At 47.3% G+C, this 17,028-nt stretch carries 15 protein-coding genes and 1 other RNA gene; 12 read left to right on the top strand and 4 right to left on the bottom strand.

Features of this window, described 5'->3' with window-relative positions; genetic code table 11:
- Positions 1 to 25 precede the first annotated feature (25 nt).
- Positions 26 to 434: RNase P RNA component class A (rnpB, locus tag F4V51_RS20740), an RNA gene on the top strand.
- Positions 435 to 608: 174 nt separating this feature from the next.
- Here rnpB and F4V51_RS20735 read toward each other — a convergent pair.
- Positions 609 to 1,838 carry an aminotransferase-like domain-containing protein gene (locus F4V51_RS20735; RefSeq protein WP_153979448.1) on the bottom strand — a complete coding sequence of 410 codons (1,230 nt, stop codon included), beginning with the start codon at positions 1,836 to 1,838 and terminating at the stop codon, positions 609 to 611.
- Between the two features lie 109 nt (positions 1,839 to 1,947).
- Between F4V51_RS20735 and F4V51_RS20730 the strand changes: the two genes are divergently transcribed.
- The gene (locus F4V51_RS20730) at positions 1,948 to 3,468 is read left to right on the top strand and encodes a MocR-like pyridoxine biosynthesis transcription factor PdxR (protein WP_153979447.1); all 1,521 of its coding nucleotides are present in this window, start codon (positions 1,948 to 1,950) and stop codon (positions 3,466 to 3,468) included.
- A gap of 85 nt (positions 3,469 to 3,553) precedes the next feature.
- Complete coding sequence (locus tag F4V51_RS20725) at positions 3,554 to 3,811, top strand: hypothetical protein (protein WP_153979446.1); 258 nt, start codon at positions 3,554 to 3,556, stop codon at positions 3,809 to 3,811.
- A 114-nt stretch (positions 3,812 to 3,925) separates the two neighbouring features.
- Here the strand turns inward: F4V51_RS20725 and F4V51_RS20720 are convergent, their stop codons facing one another.
- Positions 3,926 to 5,806 (bottom strand): S8 family peptidase, encoded by a 1,881-nt coding sequence (locus F4V51_RS20720; protein ID WP_153979445.1) that lies wholly within the window; start codon positions 5,804 to 5,806, stop codon positions 3,926 to 3,928.
- A gap of 287 nt (positions 5,807 to 6,093) precedes the next feature.
- Between F4V51_RS20720 and F4V51_RS20715 the strand changes: the two genes are divergently transcribed.
- From F4V51_RS20715 to thiI, 6 genes are all read left to right on the top strand, one after another.
- The gene (locus tag F4V51_RS20715; RefSeq protein WP_095289915.1) at positions 6,094 to 6,600 is read left to right on the top strand and encodes a YpuI family protein; all 507 of its coding nucleotides are present in this window, start codon (positions 6,094 to 6,096) and stop codon (positions 6,598 to 6,600) included.
- A gap of 167 nt (positions 6,601 to 6,767) precedes the next feature.
- Positions 6,768 to 6,986, top strand: a complete 219-nt coding sequence (locus F4V51_RS20710; RefSeq protein ID WP_095289916.1) for a DUF1540 domain-containing protein — start codon at positions 6,768 to 6,770, stop codon at positions 6,984 to 6,986.
- Positions 6,987 to 7,084: 98 nt separating this feature from the next.
- Complete coding sequence (locus F4V51_RS20705) at positions 7,085 to 7,438, top strand: hypothetical protein (protein ID WP_153980794.1); 354 nt, start codon at positions 7,085 to 7,087, stop codon at positions 7,436 to 7,438.
- Between the two features lie 226 nt (positions 7,439 to 7,664).
- Positions 7,665 to 8,420 carry a lytic transglycosylase domain-containing protein gene (locus tag F4V51_RS20700; protein WP_153979444.1) on the top strand — a complete coding sequence of 252 codons (756 nt, stop codon included), beginning with the start codon at positions 7,665 to 7,667 and terminating at the stop codon, positions 8,418 to 8,420.
- A gap of 160 nt (positions 8,421 to 8,580) precedes the next feature.
- A complete protein-coding gene (locus F4V51_RS20695; protein WP_153979443.1) occupies positions 8,581 to 9,729 on the top strand; it encodes a cysteine desulfurase family protein in 1,149 nt (382 codons plus the stop codon).
- A gap of 6 nt (positions 9,730 to 9,735) precedes the next feature.
- Positions 9,736 to 10,977: a tRNA uracil 4-sulfurtransferase ThiI gene (gene thiI, locus F4V51_RS20690; protein ID WP_153979442.1), complete on the top strand. Its 1,242-nt coding sequence runs from the start codon at positions 9,736 to 9,738 to the stop codon at positions 10,975 to 10,977.
- 114 nt (positions 10,978 to 11,091) lie between these two features.
- On the opposite strand, the gene F4V51_RS20685 is transcribed toward thiI, so the two are convergent.
- Together F4V51_RS20685 and F4V51_RS20680 are read right to left on the bottom strand one after the other, a co-directional pair.
- Positions 11,092 to 12,419, bottom strand: a protein-coding gene (locus tag F4V51_RS20685) for an IS3 family transposase (protein ID WP_416226486.1) whose coding sequence is annotated in 2 segments (ribosomal slippage) — positions 11,092 to 12,050 and positions 12,050 to 12,419 — 1,329 coding nt in all. Because the reading frame shifts where the segments join, the coding sequence is not laid out codon by codon here.
- 131 nt (positions 12,420 to 12,550) lie between these two features.
- Positions 12,551 to 13,249, bottom strand: a complete 699-nt coding sequence (locus F4V51_RS20680; RefSeq protein WP_095289922.1) for a TerC family protein — start codon at positions 13,247 to 13,249, stop codon at positions 12,551 to 12,553.
- Between the two features lie 105 nt (positions 13,250 to 13,354).
- Here F4V51_RS20680 and F4V51_RS20675 point away from each other — a divergent pair, with 105 nt between their 5' ends.
- The 3 genes from F4V51_RS20675 (at position 13,355) to typA (ending at position 16,830) form a co-directional block, all read left to right on the top strand.
- On the top strand, positions 13,355 to 14,014 hold the full coding sequence (locus F4V51_RS20675) for a TerC family protein (protein WP_153979441.1): 660 nt from the start codon (positions 13,355 to 13,357) through the stop codon (positions 14,012 to 14,014).
- Positions 14,015 to 14,309: 295 nt separating this feature from the next.
- A complete protein-coding gene (locus F4V51_RS20670; protein WP_153979440.1) occupies positions 14,310 to 14,804 on the top strand; it encodes a hypothetical protein in 495 nt (164 codons plus the stop codon).
- A 178-nt stretch (positions 14,805 to 14,982) separates the two neighbouring features.
- On the top strand, positions 14,983 to 16,830 hold the full coding sequence (gene typA / locus F4V51_RS20665; protein ID WP_153979439.1) for a translational GTPase TypA: 1,848 nt from the start codon (positions 14,983 to 14,985) through the stop codon (positions 16,828 to 16,830).
- Positions 16,831 to 17,028 lie beyond the last annotated feature (198 nt).

Raw genomic sequence — 17,028 nt, 5'->3', positions numbered from 1 at the left:
CTGTATACTATGTAATGTTGTTCGGAAAGCTTGACAGACAATCGCTGGTGGCCTTGTTGCCACGAGAGGAAAGTCCGGGCTCCACAGGGCAGGATGCTGGATAACGTCCAGTCAGCGCGAGTTGAAGGATAGTGCCACAGAAATGGACCGCCGATGGCCGGATTTTCCGGTACAGGCAAGGATGGAACCGAGGTGTAAGAGACCCCGAGGAACGCTGGTGACTTCGTTCCTGGTAAACCCCATCTGGAGCAAGACCTAATGGGACACAGCCGACTCTTCGGAGGAGGCAGCCTTAGCCCGAGGTGTGTCTAGGTTGGTCGCTTGAGCTGTGCAGCAATGTATGGCCTAGATAGATGATTGTCGCTTGTGGTGGGAGGGTAGTTCCCGTTTGAACCACGAAGAGCACAGAACCCGGCTTACGGTAAGCTTTCCAAACTGCAACAACATGTATTGAACGATTTACTTACCTTTAATTGTACTTCTCTTCTAAAAATTAAAACAAACATCAATAAGGCGACAGAACCCGATATCCTCGGATCTGCCGCCTTATTTTTTTACGTATTAAGTTCTGACTGGATACTAGTCATAGTACAGTTAATGACAGTTTATTACAGTGTAACCGCCGTATCGGATTGTACAGCAGCATGCCAGCGCTGAATAGCTCGGTCCATACGCTCAACGGCTTCAGGAAGCTGCTCAGGGTCTGTATGCGTGAAGTTGATACGCATCCGGTTCAGTTCAGGAGTTCCGGCATAGAAGGAATCACCAGGTACAATACATACTTTTTCCTGAATACCGTAAGTAAACAAATTGCTGGCTGCCATCGCTTCAGGCAGTTCGAGCCACAGGAACATGCCGCCTTGCGGAGAATTCCAAGAGATTCCTTCCCAAGCCTTCTCTTTCATAAGGGAAGTCATGGTATTCATTCGTTTGGCGTAGTCCTTGGAAATGCTGCGAATATGTCCATCAAGATCAAACGTTTCGAGTAAGGCATGAAGAGCTCGCTGGTCGATGCTGCTGGAATGCAGATCTGCTCCCTGTTTCGCTCGTGCAGCGATCTTAACAATATCTGCAGAAGCAAGAATCCAACCGGTACGAAGTCCTGGAGCAACGGTTTTGGAGAATGTGCTTGTATAGATGACGTTGGATGGTCCATCGTAAGACGCTGCATCCAGTTCGACAAGCGAAGGTGCATCCAGTTGTTCCGGATTGAAACGGATTTCGCCATATGGATCGTCTTCCAGAATGAGCACTCCGTATTTGCGACACAGGTCAACGGCCTGCTGTCTTCTGGAGCGGCTCCATACTTTGCCTGAAGGGTTGGAGAACGTTGGATTAATGTACACCAGTTTCGGCTGATGCTGTTTTAACTGTTCTTCAAGGGATTCAGGGAGCATGCCTTCTTCATCGCAGGCTACCCCATGGGATTCAGCCTGATAGGAATGGATAACTTGAAGAGCAGCCAGGTAGGTTGGTGATTCAACCAGTACGCGGTCACCTGGATCAAGCAGAATACGGCAGACCAGATCTATGGATTGCTGTGATCCTGTAGTCAGGAGCATATGATCGGGGGAAGCGGGAATGCCCTTGGATTCCAGACGCTCGGCAATTTTGGCGCGCAGCGGTCTGTAGCCTTCCGTTTCTGCATATTGAAGGGCAGCTGCACCGCTCATAAACACCTGTTGATACGCGTCACGTATAGCTTCAACCGGGAATGATGACTGTGCTGGCAAACCTCCGGCAAGGGATATCATTCCAGGCGCCTGTGCAGCCTGAAGCATGTCGCGAACGACAGAGGACGGGGTGTTTAAAGCCATTTTGGACCAAGGGATACTCATCGTGTTCTCATCTCCTGTTATTCACTGTTATACTGATATTATAAACTATAATAGCCGGAATGCGATATAACAGTAAAATGTGGATGATAACAGTTGGGGGAGCGGGCAGATGCACATTGAATTGAAACGGGGAAGCAGTACCAAATTGTATATTCAGATCGCGCTTACACTCGCAGATCGGATCCGTTCAGGTTTGATTGAGCCTGGAACACGTCTGCCATCTGTACGTAAAATGACCGCGGACCTGGGAGTAAGTCTCGTTACCGTGTCTAAGGCATATGCCGAACTGGAGGCTATTCAACTGATAACCTGCTCACAGGGGAAAGGATGCTATGTACGAGGGGCCCAGGAGATAGAGCAAACGGAGGGGATGGATAAAAACCAGCAAGCCGAGCGAAATCACGATAATAATACGCCGTGGAACTGGCAGATGGCACTTGTGGATTATTTGCCGCGTGCGCAGCTTTGGCGGCATTTTGATGCTTCTCCTCAGGTGCAGTATGAATTGCATATGTCAGCCATCCAGCCTGAGCTGCTGCCAACGACTGAAATTATTAATAGTGCCTACCGGTTGTCCTCCGACCACCCTGAACGCATGGCAGCGTACGGCTCTTTTCAGGGGGACCGGGAACTCCGCCAGACCTTTGCAGGCCATTTTGCCGAAAGGGGTCTGCAAGTCGCCCCAGAGCGAATGCTAATTACAAGTGGGACACAGCAGGGAATCGACTTGGTTGCCCGTACCTTCGTTGGGCCTGGAGATGTGGTCTACATGGAGGCTCCTACATACACGGGTGCAATTGATGTATTTACGAGCAGAGGAGCCAAAATCATTACCGTGCCAATGGACGGTGAAGGCATGCGTATTGATCTGTTGACACGTCTGTGCGACACGTACCCGCCAAAGTTGATTTATACCATCCCTACATACCACAATCCAACAGGTGTAACGATGAGCGCCAGAAGACGGGCACAACTATTGAATCTGGCACAGAGCTATCACTGTCTCATTTTGGAGGATGATCCATTCGCCGATCTGTATTTCCGTGATTCTCCTCCTGCGTCCATTAAATCGATGGATACTACAGGCCATGTCGTTTATATCAAAAGCTTCAGCAAGGTGCTGTCTCCCGGTTGCCGCGTAGCCTGTGCCATTGCTGAAGGGAGTGTGCTGACCCGTTTGGTCGCAGCCAAATCCACGGCAGATCTGGGCAGTCCTTTACTTACACAAAAGGCACTTCAATCCTTCATTCAGCATCAGTATAGCTCCTATATCGTTCGATTACGCAAAGAGCTGTACGCCAGACTACAGGCAGCATCCGATGTTCTGGAGGAATACCGTGTACCCGGTATGTACTGGGTCCTGCCTGAAGGTGGGTTAAACCTGTGGCTTCAGCTGCCAGATGGACTGGATATGCGGGAACTGCACCGTCAGTCACTGGCTGCAGGCGTTTCTTTTCTGCCGGGATCTGCTTGTTATGTAGGTGAGACGGATACGGCAAGTCTGCGAATTTGTTTTACGGTTACGAATGTGAAGGGGTTGTGTGAAGGGCTTCGTGTGTTGTGCGGTGTTATTCAGAGGGTGATGCCTAAGCAGGGGGGAACAGCAGCGGACAGGCTCCCGCTCATATAATTTTTTGGAACAAGGACATACATCCAATCCACTTTCGTCCTAGTGCAATACGTTATAGTATCACTTGAAAGGGAGTTGGTTTTAAATGAACCATTACTGTCCACCGCTTTGCCCGATTGTATGTGACCCGATCCAGGTTGTTGAGAATTACTACGTTCCGCAGATCGTACCTGTCATTCACCCGATTGAAGTCATCAAAAAAACGCACTGTGTGCCAGTTCATCACCATGTATATCCTGTCGTTGTCAAAGAAGAAGATCCTTGCTATGTATCCAGCTATAACAGCAAGAAAAAATCCGTGAAAAAATCCGGCAAAGCCCGCACATCGTCCCGCAAACGCTAGTCGCAGCGGGTGCCCCGGGGAAATAGAGAACAGATCAAAAAGCAGCATACGCCCCGGGGCGCAGCTGCTTTTATTTTTGTACACGAAGCAAAATTAGAGTATCCATCCACAAGGCTACTTCGTATATTTTTTCATCGTGTTATCCATCTGCTGCCTTACATGCTGAGGCCAGAACTGTAAGGGTGCACTGTTGCTTGAAGCGGACTGAAGCGCCTTGTAGACATCGACCTGACCATAACCATAATACTTGTCGTGACCGGGGTCACCAAGGTCGATGACACTCTGACGCATCAGGTCCATGACTTCTGTATTGGTCAGATCCGGATTCAACGAACGAATTAACCCAGCAAGTGCAGCGACATGGGGGCTGGCCATTGACGTTCCAGATAGGGCGGCATATTGATTATTGGGATAGGTGCTTGCAATGCTGGTGCCAGGCGCCATTACATCCACATAATCACCGTAGTTGGAATACGAAGCCTTATTCATATCTGGATCGGTAGCCGAAACGGCGAACACCTCAGGATAAGCGGCAGGATATCCAGGTCGTTCAGTGTTATCATTCCCGGTTGCAGCAATCAGGACAATATCGCGATCGAAGGCATACTTGATGGCATCATGGAGAAATTGGGCATCTGCATAATTGCCCAGACTCATGTTGATGACCTTGGCCCCGTGGTCCGCAGCCCAAATGATGCCTTCAGCCACGGCATACGTGGTTCCTGAACCCGAATTGTCCAGTACCTTCACGGGAAGAACCTTGTTATACCAACTCATTCCTGCCACGCCTTCGCTATTATTGACAATAGCGCCAATGATTCCGGCTACATGTGTACCATGGCCCACATCGTCAAGCGGCTTGCTCTTCGGATCAACGACGTTATAACCCTCCAGCAGCTTACCCTTCAGGTCCGGATGATTCAGGTCCACTCCGGTATCCACTACGGCAACAATAACGTCTTCTTTCCCTTTTGTAATATTCCAGCCCCGATTGGTTTCAATGGCGGGGAGATTCCACTGGTAATCCGTGAACAAAATATCGTTGGGAATCGTTACATCCGTATCGGTTTGTTCAGGTGCGGCTTCATTGGTTAAATACATGTAGTGGGGTTCCATATACAGCGGATTCCATTTGCGTTCAAAATAGGAATGCAGCTGCTCGTAGTTCATGTGTTCTGAACGAAAAACATAAGTGTATCCCAGCTTACGCGCAGATTGGGTTCGCAAATCGGATTTGATGATCCGCATATCCCGTTCACCCGGCTCCTGTCGGAAACGAATAACGATTTCATTTTCATAAAAATGGCTGGCATTGGCATTATCATGCCCTGTTTTTACCGTGACTTCGTTAAGGGTATCCGGGTGTACGGATTCAATTTTGAATTTGCCCTCACGCGGGTAAGGAATCATGCGCAGGTTTTTGCGCTGATGCTGTTCCACAGCATTCAAGACACTTTGGCTAAAGAGTGCAACAACCGCTTTGTTCCCATCCTTGGAGGGCAGGCCCATGACGAAATATTTTTCTTTGCCTAGAGGAAATGAGGAAGATTCGAAGCTTTGGCGTTTCATGACCGCTTTTTTCGCAAGGTTAAGGGAGTGCTCGAGTTTTTGCTGCTCGACTTTGCTTCCTTTACCGGATTCTTTCGCAAAATGTTTATGGACTGTGCCTTTGCTATCCAGCACATCAATGGAACGAATATGATCATGTGTACGCTGTAAATCCTGAACATATCGACCGAACTCGGCTTCATTCATAGTGCCGCTCTTCTCGAGCATTAAGCTGAGATGCTGCTTGGCATCCATACGTGTCAACAAATCTGTCGCTTTTACATCCTGGACTTTTAAACGCTGTTTGTTCGCATGTTCCTCATGAGGTGCATCGGGCATGGCGCTCGGCTCAGGTGCAGGACGGTTGGATGTCGGAAGGAGCAGGGTCAGTGCAAGCGCTCCTGCACCGGCGGCGATGGCCCAGTTTATCCATTTAGGTCTGGACATGGGGAATATAACCTCCTCTTGTATTTTGGACAGCAGTCATGAGTTTTCTGTTTTCATCGTTGTCCTTGGCATAGTTCTATCGTTAGGAAAAGCGGTTATTTTTATGCAGGTGAAAACGGAGCAGACTTCGCTTAATGGGTAAGGATCGTGGCGGTTATGTAAAGGATGATTAAGGGATACCGCTCGTCATCTTTTTATGGTAGGATAGTAGCTGAGAATCCAAGGTCAGGGGACAACCACCGTGGCCGACCTATATGTAAGGACTTATTTAAGGGGGAGCTACCTTTATGTCAGCAGCCAATGTACAGAAAACTTGTGAGTCAACTAGGGAAAAGTTAAAACCTGCTATCGATCGGATCGAACAATTTTTGAATGAAAATGCCTTGCCTGAACTGGATCAGAACCAGACTGAGGAATCGACAACCTTCTACAAAGGATTTCTTTCGGATCTCCGTCATTTGCTTGTTTTTTCTGAAGTTTCTTACGAAAAACTTGGCGTTGTGCTGCGTCGTGCCAATTTTGATGTCGATTTTGCCGAAAAGGCTCTCTATAATACGTATCATCAATGCGTAAACAGCTTTTTCTATCCCAAAAATGAATGCTATTCCGAAGATGGAAGATATGCGTACACAGGTCAGGATGCCATTCGCTTCCGTGACAAGCCGGTTCGTGCAGTACGCGATGTTATTCTTGAAGTTTCCAAAACGTATGAAGAGCTGCGCGATGATCTGGCCTTTTATGAAAGTGACTATTTGACCCAGCGCCGGATGCAGAATCAACGCAATCACGCATAGTTCAGCGTTTTAACAACCTATATAAATGGACGAAACCGCCAGCAATGGCGGTTTTTTGGCGTTTTCGGACAAGAAAAGAGTGGCTGAATTCATGTCATCATCTGACATCTCGGCAGAGAATAGCCGTTTTACACTGGGGAGACAATAGATGTCGAGGTGATAAATAAATGAGCCAAGACAAGCCAATTGTCAAATGCAGTGTGTCCAACTGTCATTTCTGGGGAGAAAACAATTTCTGCCACGCCGATGCCATCATGATTGACATTGACCAACATGCTACTCGTCGCTTGCATGAAGAATTTGCTGGAGAAACGTTTGATTCGGATCATCAGGATCATGCGCGTACCTCTTCGGCAACATGCTGTCACACATTCAAACCCAAATGAGCAGTCATCCCTAATTATTATGGAGGTGCTTTGAAGTGAAGAATGATAATAAAGAGGATTATCCATTTCATCGTTCCAAAACGGCCAAACCTGCCAATGTGAAAAAGCGTGAACGTGTGGATTATCCACGACGTGAACATCGTGAGGAATATGGTGCAGAGGTGGCTCCGCCGGCTTCTGTACGTACAGAGCGCACTGAACCGGCTGCAGCAGTCCCGGAAAAGCATGAAGCTGATCGCGTTATGGAGTCAACCGGTAAAGTCTCCGGTTATATTGGGTTAGCTTGCGGGATTGCGTCCTTATTTATGTGGTCTATTGTACTTGGTCCGGCTGCAGCCGTCCTTGGTTATTACGCTTATGTAAACGGGCGTAAAACGGCCGGAGCTTGGTCCATTGGACTGGGAGCACTCGCTACAATCAGTTATTTCTTCATGATTCCATTTGCCCGTTAAATTCAAGTTGACGAAATACGTGATTTAGCCAGCAATTTTGAACTGAATAGGGCATATCATAACCTTCTCCTTTCCCGTAAATACGGGATTTGGGTGAAGGTTTTTCGTATTTGCGCAAACCGAAGATTAAATGGGTTTATTTTTCTGAAAACCATGGCAGATTTTTGTAAAACGATGTAGAATATAGGCATAATATACGTTTATTTATACGGGAGTGGGAAAACAGATGCAGATTGATCCAAACGGGTCACGGCAGTTACTGGAACTTCAATTGTCCAATGCTGCCAATCAAACGAATGTGTCAGGTGAAACTGCGGGTTCATCATCAGACTTCGCCGATATGATGGACGGGCTGTTGAGTGCGAGTACAAACGCTTCGAACAGCAGCGATTCACCTTCTTCAAGTTCAATTGGCATCTCCAAAAGATCCAGTGACGGCTTGTTGTGGTTACAACTGGGCAGTTTGTATAATACGGATTCAAGTACGAGTTCTTCCAGCAGCAGTGAGAATGTGTCTTTGTCGACACATACCAATACTGTAAAAGCGGATACCAAGGGATCTGTGCCAACCGATTTTGAATCTTTGATTGCAGCGGCAAGTGCCAAGTATGGAGTGCCTGAATCTCTGATCAAGGCTGTCATTGACACGGAATCCGGATTCAATCCGAACGTGGTATCATCCGCAGGCGCCAAAGGATTAATGCAATTAATGGATGGGACTGCAGCTGGTCTCGGTGTAACGAATGCCTTTGATCCTGCTCAGAGTATTGATGCCGGAACCAAATATCTCTCCCTTCAGCTTCAGCGTTTTGGTGGCGAGGTGAAGATGGCGCTCGCCGCTTATAATGCTGGACCAGGGCGCGTTTCTCGTTTGGGCGTGTCAAACGACAGTGGACTGATGAGTGTACTTAACCTTTTGCCTGCGGAGACACAGGCGTATATTTCCAAAGTGGAAAAAGCACAGTCAAAATATTCAGTATAGCGTCAAAGATCGTTGTTTTCAGCGAGTTCAGCAGGAGATCAATTCGGGAGCATGCCTGGGAAGCCAGCCTGTTCCTGATTGGTCTTTTTGTGTTGGGGCGGGATCGTGTTACAATGCTCACTGTAGGTTTAGAGAACATCTGAAGGAGGTCTGACCTCATTTGAAATATTTTGATTATGCAGCAACAACTCCTCCTGATTCAGACGTGGTTCGAACGATGGCTGAAATTATGGAGGCACATTATGGCAATCCGTCATCCATTCATGGATACGGAGAACGAGCGGATCAACTGCTGAGGCGTGCACGCTGCGGCTGCGCAGCAGCACTTGGTGTTAAGCCAGAAGAGATCGTGTTTACTTCCGGGGCGACGGAGAGCAATAACCTCGCCATAAAAGGAGCAGCACTTAGGTATCAGACACGGGGAAAACATCTCATTACGACGGCTACCGAACATGCTTCCGTATATGAGAGTTTTTTGCAGCTGCAGCAGTGGGGCTGGGAGGTAACCTGGCTGCCCGTGGATTCGGATGGCCGTGTAAGCACTCAGCAGGTTATGGATGCGATAAGACCGGACACGGTTCTTGTCAGCCTCATGCATGTAAACAATGAAACAGGGATCATCCATCCCGTTGCAGAGATCGGCAAGCGTTTGAAAAGTGCCGCACCGCGCGTGCTTTTTCACGTGGATGGGGTACAGGGATTTGGCAAACTGGAAGCAAAGCCCGCTTCGTGGGGAGCTGATCTGTACAGTTTATCTGCTCACAAAATCCGTGGTCCAAAAGGAGCGGGACTCCTCTATGTACGAAGTGGAGTGGAACTTACCCCACTGCTCTCTGGTGGTTCGCAGGAGCAGGGCATGAGAGCAGGAACAGAGAATGTTCCCTTGCTTGTAGGTATGGCAAAAGCGATGCGTCTTGCGGCAGAACGGCAGCTCGCGTTTGCTGAACGTGCCACAGTGCTGAGAGATCGGATTATGGAAACCATTGAAACCATTCCCGGACTTAAACTGAACAGCCGGAAGGATGGGGCTCCCCACATTATTCACTTTTCCTATCCGGGGATGAAGGCTGAAGTGGCGCTCCATACGCTCGAGCAGCTTGGGATCATCGTTTCTACACAATCAGCCTGCTCCTCCCGCTCTGCGGAGCCGAGCAGAGTCCTTCTTGCGATGGGAAGAGATGCGGCGAGTGCATCAGGAGGATTGCGTATTAGTCTAGGTAACGAACACACAGAAGAGGATGTGGCCTTGTTGGAACAAGCGCTGCATCAGATGGTGGCGCAGCTGCGCCCGTTGGAAAGGCGGATGTAAAGACAAATGAAATATGATATGCTGCTTCTCCGTTTTGGAGAGTTTATGTTAAAAGGTAAAAATCGTGCACGATTCGAAAAAACCATTATTACTCAGGTGAGGGCCTTGCTCAAGCCATATCCAGGCGCAAGCTTGCGTAAGGAATTTGGACGATTGTACGTGGATCTGGGGGGACATTCCCATACAGAGCTGATCGCAGTCCTGAAACGGGTTTTTGGGGTAATGTCCATCAGTCCGGTTAAAGTAACTCCTTCTGTGCTTGAGGATATTGTGGAAACGGCTGTAGCTTTCATGGATGAGAGAGAAAACGAGTTCAAGGAAGGTACGACGTTCAAAGTGAATACTCGCCGGGTGTGGAAAGAGTATCCTCATTCTTCACACGAAATGAACCACATGGTGGGTTCCCCGATATTAAGAAAGTTCCAACAGCTTCGTGTGGATGTACGTAATCCGGACATTGAACTGCGAGTAGAGATTAGAGATCAGGGGACCTATATTTTCAATGAAGTGATTCCCGCTGTTGGCGGGTTCCCTCTCGGTACTAACGGCAAAGCGATGGCGCTGCTGTCGGGAGGAATTGATAGTCCTGTAGCGGCATGGGCTTCCATGAGGCGTGGACTGGAAGTGGAATGTGTACACTTTTACAGTTATCCGTTCACCAGCCAGCGTGCCAAGGAAAAGGTGATCGATCTGGCTCGTGCCTTGGCTGATCATGCCGGTACCATCAAACTGCACCTGGTTCCTTTTACGGAGATCCAAACGGCATTCACCCAGCTGGGTCAGGATAATCTGATCATCACCCTGATGCGCCGTTCCATGCTGCGAATTGCGACCAAGCTGGCTGAACGTGAGCGGGCACTTGCACTAATTACCGGGGATAGCCTTGGTCAAGTTGCAAGCCAGACGCTGCCGAGTATGAATGTCATCGGACGTGCGACGGAACTCCCGCTTTTGCGTCCTCTCGTCATGATGGACAAGCAGGAAATTATTACAATGTCCAAACAGATTGGAACATATGATATATCAATTCTGCCTTACGAGGATTGCTGCACCCTCTTCGTGCCGAAATCACCTACAACGAATCCGAATCTTCGCATCGTGGACAAAATTGAAGCAACGATGAGCCATTTGCCGGAATGGGTAGATGAAGCTGTCGCTCAAACGGAAACCATCGTTCTGCACGCAGGCGAAGCAGCTCCTGCAACCAGTGATAACACGGGGAATGAAATCAAGGAAGACTGGTTCTGATTCTATTCCCCTTGAATTGGTAGAATGACATAATAAGGACTATGTTACCTGTAATGGAAAAAGGACCGGCCGATGGGATAAAATGTACCCCTTGTCAAGGACAATTAAAAAAGGTTAGGCTACTTCAAGCTGCTGTCTGTATCGTACAGGCGGCAGCTTGTTTAAGTTCCATTGACCTCGATAATAATTGTAATAGATCATGTAACTCTTCACTTCTTGCTTAACCTCCTCCAGGGTCATACATGTTTTGAAATTTGTTTCATCTTTAAAATGCCCAAAGAAGGATTCTTGTGGAGCGTTATCCCAACAGTTTCCTCGGCGTGACATGGATTGTTTTAACCCCATTTGTTTCACAAGCTTTTGAAACTTGGGGTTTGTATAGTGGAATCCTTGATCCGAATGAATCAATGCATCCGAAGTGAGATGCCGATGCTTTTGGAGTTGTTTCAACGTCTCCATCGCAATGTCCAATCCAAGGGAAGCAGAGACTTCATAGGCTAATATTTCATTCGTTTCAGCATCTTTAATCGTTGATAGATAGGCCCGTTTACTTATCCCATAAGTTAAGTATGTGATGTCCGTTAAGAGAACTTTGCCTGCAATCCCTGGCTTAAACGCTCGCTTTAACGTGTTGGGACAGGTTCGATGCTCTTGGGTCGCTTTAGCCATACGACGTGTGGGATTTGCTTTTCGAATCGGACAAACGATGTTGTACTTTTGCATGATCCGACGGATTCGCTTGAGATTGTATACGACGCCATACTGAAGTGCGAGCGTCATTTTGATTTGACGGGCGCCTTTGTTCCTCCTACGGTAATGGTAGGCTTTCAGGATGATCGCTTTCATCTTCTGATCATTCTGTTCCTGCTTTTGACGATGTAATCTGGCATCTTCACTACAATAGTGGTAATAGCCTGAACGTGAAACGCCAGCAATAGCACAAAGAACATGCACCTTGCGTTGGAAAGAGTATGTATGCAACATCTCTTGAATCAGTTTAAATTTTTGTCGCGTACTGAGTTGGATTTTTTTCTTCTCATCTGCCTTTCGAGTTGATCGAGCTTTTTTAAGAATTCATTCTCCGCTTCAAGCCATTTCATTTTCGCTTCCAAACGGGCATATTTTTCTTCAAGACTTAATTCACGGGTCAGAGAACGTTCTGAGGCGTGTTTTCTACCATCCGTTAATCCAGCAGATCCTTGTTCCTGAAATGCCGTACGCCATCGATTGGAAGCCTTTCGAATCCGGGTTGCACCCAAAACGTCAATGGGAAATCCTGCTTCCTGAAAGATCTCACTAGGAAGCATACCTTGACTGTGTTCTTGAATAAATCGTTCTTTGAACGCATCCGTATACGTAATGGCTTTAGCGCTAACATTTTTCACATAAGGATTTCTTCTCAACTGATCTTGCTCTTGCGTTGTAAAGTGTTTTTTTGACATTTGCTTGACCACCGCTCGTTTTTTATTCATTGTACACAAAAAAAGACCCTACAAGATGACCTTTTTTAAAGTGTCTATCTTATAGGGTACAGTTTAGGAAATCGGCTGGTCCTTTTTTGTGTATCTTTATTTTACGAATAGGATCGCTGGTGCTCTCCACCTTGTCTGCTGCTAGAGCGTTTGCGGTATCCTGCGAATACCACACCTGCAACGACCAGCACGATAAAAAGAATGCGAAGGGCGGGATGCTCGGTGAAAAACGGCACAAGTCGGCGTTCCTCTGTAATCATGTGGGATGCGGTATAACCGAGTACAATGGCTCCCAGATATATAATCCATGGGAAGTGATTGATCAATTTGATGAACAGGGTGCTTCCCCATACGATGATCGGTACACTGATCAACAATCCGATGATAACCAGTACCAGATGCTGTTCAGCGGCGCCAGCCACTGCAATGACATTGTCAAGTCCCATGGCGGCATCTGCAATGACAATGGTGCGAACGGCAACCCATAAGGAGCTGCCTGCCTTAATATCACTATGTTCTTCACCTTGGTCAGCCAATAGTTTATAAGCAATCCAGATCAGCAAAACGCCTCCTACAAGCAGCAGCCAAGGCACCTTAAGCAGCCAGAGTACAACCACTGTGGCTACAATCCGAATCACTAGGGCACCCGCTGTCCCGTAGAGAATAGCCTTTTTCTGCACAGAAGGGTGCAAATTACGTGCAGCCAGGCCGATAACGATGGCGTTATCGCCAGCCAGCATGAGATCAATAAATACAATTTTCACCAAAGCAAGCCAAAAAACAGCGCTAAAAAGCTCCATATGCTGTCACTCCCTCTAAATGTCCGAACCTAGAAAAGCTTGTTCAATCGTTAAGAATAGCATGGACAACTTTGACATACAAGTAAGAGTGGGGGGAGGAGAAGCATGGATACATTGTGGCTGTTGACTGAAATTCTAATGATCAATCTGGTTTTGAGTGGAGATAATGCGGTAGTTATCGCGCTTGCGAGTAAGGATCTGCCGGAGAAACAGCGTAAGCAAGCCGTATGGTGGGGTGCTTTGGGTGCAGTTGTACTAAGGTGTGTGCTTACTTTTGCGGCGGTACTAATGCTCGGAATTCCTTTTATACAGGCAGCGGGCGGGATCTTACTGTTCTGGATTGCCGTGAAGCTCCTGCTTCAAAACGAAGACGAAGTACATATTCGGGAGGCTTCGACGACCTGGAAAGCGGTTCAGACCATTTTGATTGCCGATTTTGTAATGAGTCTGGACAATGTGCTTGCTATAGCAGCATTAGCTGATGGAGACCTGGCACTTATCGTCATCGGAATAGCCATCAGCATTCCCATTGTGGTGTGGGGGAGCGGCTTAATTGTCGGTTTGTTGAAACGATTCCCGATTCTGGTATTCGCGGGCTCAGGAATCCTGGCATTCACGGCAGGTGAAATGGTGATGAGTGATCCGAAGCTGGGTCAGTGGCTTGGCAGCCTGACAGCGGAAGCACACACGCTGTTACCTGTGGCAATGGCTGGTCTGGTCATAGCGGTTGGGGGAGCCCACAAGTTTGTCAGACGAAATGCGTAATTAAGTTCTGGGTATTCAGCAGAAAAATAGAGTGAAGAGGCAACCGTCTGCCGAAGGCGGTTTTTTTGTTGAATTGAATCGTCTCATGTAGTGAATATTGAGGAACAAGCGACGGATCCATACCTTTAGGGTAATACATAAAAAGAGCAGCGACGAAATGCGACATCAAGTATAGTTTTTTGCAAAAACATGGGCTACACTAGAAGCAGGTCTACAAAAGCTGGTCATCATGAAACGGCGAATTCGTTGAAGCTTATAACCTACATAGCCTAATTGATATAAGAGGTGATTGCAGATGAAGATGAGAAATGAAAAAGCGATCGGCATATTTATCGTGGCAGCAGGTATCATTATTTTGCTTGGCAAGCTTGGGGTATTTGGTTTTATTGGACGCCATTTCTGGCCATTGCTTCTATTGCTGCCAGGAATTGCGCTACACGCCCTTTACTATGCAAGAGTTACTCCTACGTGGTCACTTGTTCCCGCAGGGATATTAACGGTGTATGGTATTTTGTTCGGCATTACGAATACATGGGGCGGAGGGCTGATGAGCAGCCTCTGGCCGGCATTCTTGCTGGGCATTGCTGCCGGCTTACTCGAGTACGGGCTTGCTGAACGCTATAAACCCGAATTTGTTCTGCCTGCAGCATGGGGCATCGGTGCGGTGTCCATTGTCTTATTCGGATTCACCCTGCTTCATACCGGAATTATTTATGTGCTGGCGATCCTTTTGATTTTGGGCGGAGTCTGGTTGCTGCTTGGACGCGGGCGCGGGAGGAAGGGCTGGTAACATTGTCCGACCTTGCTCCAAGCGAAATATCTTGATTTTTAGCTATGATCAACTATAATATAAGGGATAAAGACATGCGTCGGGATATCACCGACGCTTATTTTGGGTGAGTAACCTGCAGAAATGCGGGAAGTTTAGTAGATAAGAATTGAAATTGGAAAGGATATGGATACAAACCATGCATTCAAGAGAACACATTCGCAATATTGCGATTATTGCCCACGTCGACCACGGGAAAACAACGCTAGTCGACAAGTTGCTCCAGCAATCCGGTACTTTCCGTGATCACGAAACGGTACAGGAGCGCGCAATGGACTCCAACGATTTGGAGCGTGAACGCGGTATTACGATTTTGGCCAAAAACACGGCTATAACTTATAAAGATTACCTGATCAACATTGTAGATACACCAGGACACGCCGACTTCGGTGGCGAAGTAGAACGGATCATGAAAATGGTTGATGGTGTATTGCTCGTTGTCGATGCTTATGAGGGCTGTATGCCACAAACGAAGTTCGTACTTCGTAAAGCACTGGAGCACAACCTGACTCCAATCGTTATTGTAAACAAAATTGACCGTCCAGCGGCTCGTCCGGCTGAGGTTATTGACGAAGTACTTGACCTGTTTATCGAACTGGGTGCCAGCGATGAGCAGCTTGAATTCCCTGTCGTATATGCTTCCGCATTGAACGGAACATCCAGCATGGAAGACGATCCTGCCAAACAAGATGACAACATGATGGCGATCTACGATACCATCGTAAGTCATATCCCTCATCCAACAGAGAACGTTGAAGAGCCACTGCAATTCCTCGTTACGCTGATGGACTATAATGAATATCTTGGACGTATCGCTATCGGTCGTGTAAACCGCGGTGTGATTCGTCAAGGCCAATCCGTTACGGTTATTATGCGTGATGGCAAAAGTAAAACAGCTCGTATCGAGAAACTGTTTGGTTTCCAAGGTCTGAAACGTGTTGAGACAGAGGAAGCTGGCGCAGGTGACATCGTTGCGATCGCGGGTATTAAGGATATCAACATCGGTGAAACGATTGCTGACCCGAACAACCCTGAAGCTTTGCCGGTTCTGAAAATTGATGAGCCAACACTGCAAATGACATTCCTCGTAAACAACAGTCCATTCGCAGGTCGTGAAGGTAAATGGGTAACTTCACGTAAACTTCGTGAGCGTTTGTTGAAGGAATTGGAAACAGACGTATCCCTTCGTGTTGAAGAAACAGAGAGCCCAGATGCATTTATCGTATCCGGACGTGGTGAGCTTCACCTCGGTATCCTGATTGAAAATATGCGTCGTGAAGGATATGAGCTTCAAGTATCCAAACCAGAAGTTATCGTCAAAGAAATTGACGGTAAGAAAATGGAACCTCTCGAGCGCTTGTTGATTGATATCCCTGAAGAAAGCATGGGTTCCGTCATGGAGAGCCTGGGTGCACGTAAAGCAGAGATGGTTAACATGATCAACACGGGTAGTGGACAAGTACGTCTGGAGTTCCTGATTCCTGCACGTGGTCTGATCGGATACAGCACCAACTTCCTGACATTGACTCGTGGTTATGGTGTAATGAACCATGCATTTGACAGCTACGCTCCAGTCGTATCCGGTCAAGTGGGTGGACGTCACCAAGGTGTACTGATCTCAACTGAAACGGGTACATCTACGTTCTATGGAATGATGGGTGTTGAGGATCGTGGTACGCTCTTCCTTGAGCCAGGAACAGAAATTTACGAAGGTATGATCGTTGGTGAGCATACACGTGACAATGATATCGTTGTTAACATCTGCAAAGAAAAACAACTGACTAACGTTCGTTCTTCTGGTAAAGATGATACGGTTAAAATTAAAACGCCGATTATCTTCTCGTTGGAACAGGCGCTTGAATATCTGAATGAAGATGAATATTGTGAGATTACACCGAAATCTATTCGTCTTCGTAAGAAAATCCTGAACAAATCCGAGCGTGAGCGTGCAGAGAAACAACGCAAAATGGCTCAAAATAACGCTTAATTTTAACTAACAAAAAATAGTATGTATAAGTTAACGTTTGATGTCTTCCAAATGGATTTGGGTTAATGCAGCATATGTAGTGGAGGGAACGGAATCGATTCTGAAGAAGCAAAGCGTTCGCCTTTATCTCCGGATTTTCCCATTTGAAAAAATGTTCAAAAAATCTGGAGATAACAGCGATCGAAAGAACGATCCGAA

The sequence above is a fragment of the Paenibacillus xylanilyticus genome (genome assembly GCF_009664365.1).
Classification (GTDB): domain Bacteria; phylum Bacillota; class Bacilli; order Paenibacillales; family Paenibacillaceae; genus Paenibacillus; species Paenibacillus xylanilyticus_A.
This window is presented reverse-complemented; position numbering and strand designations above follow the sequence as displayed.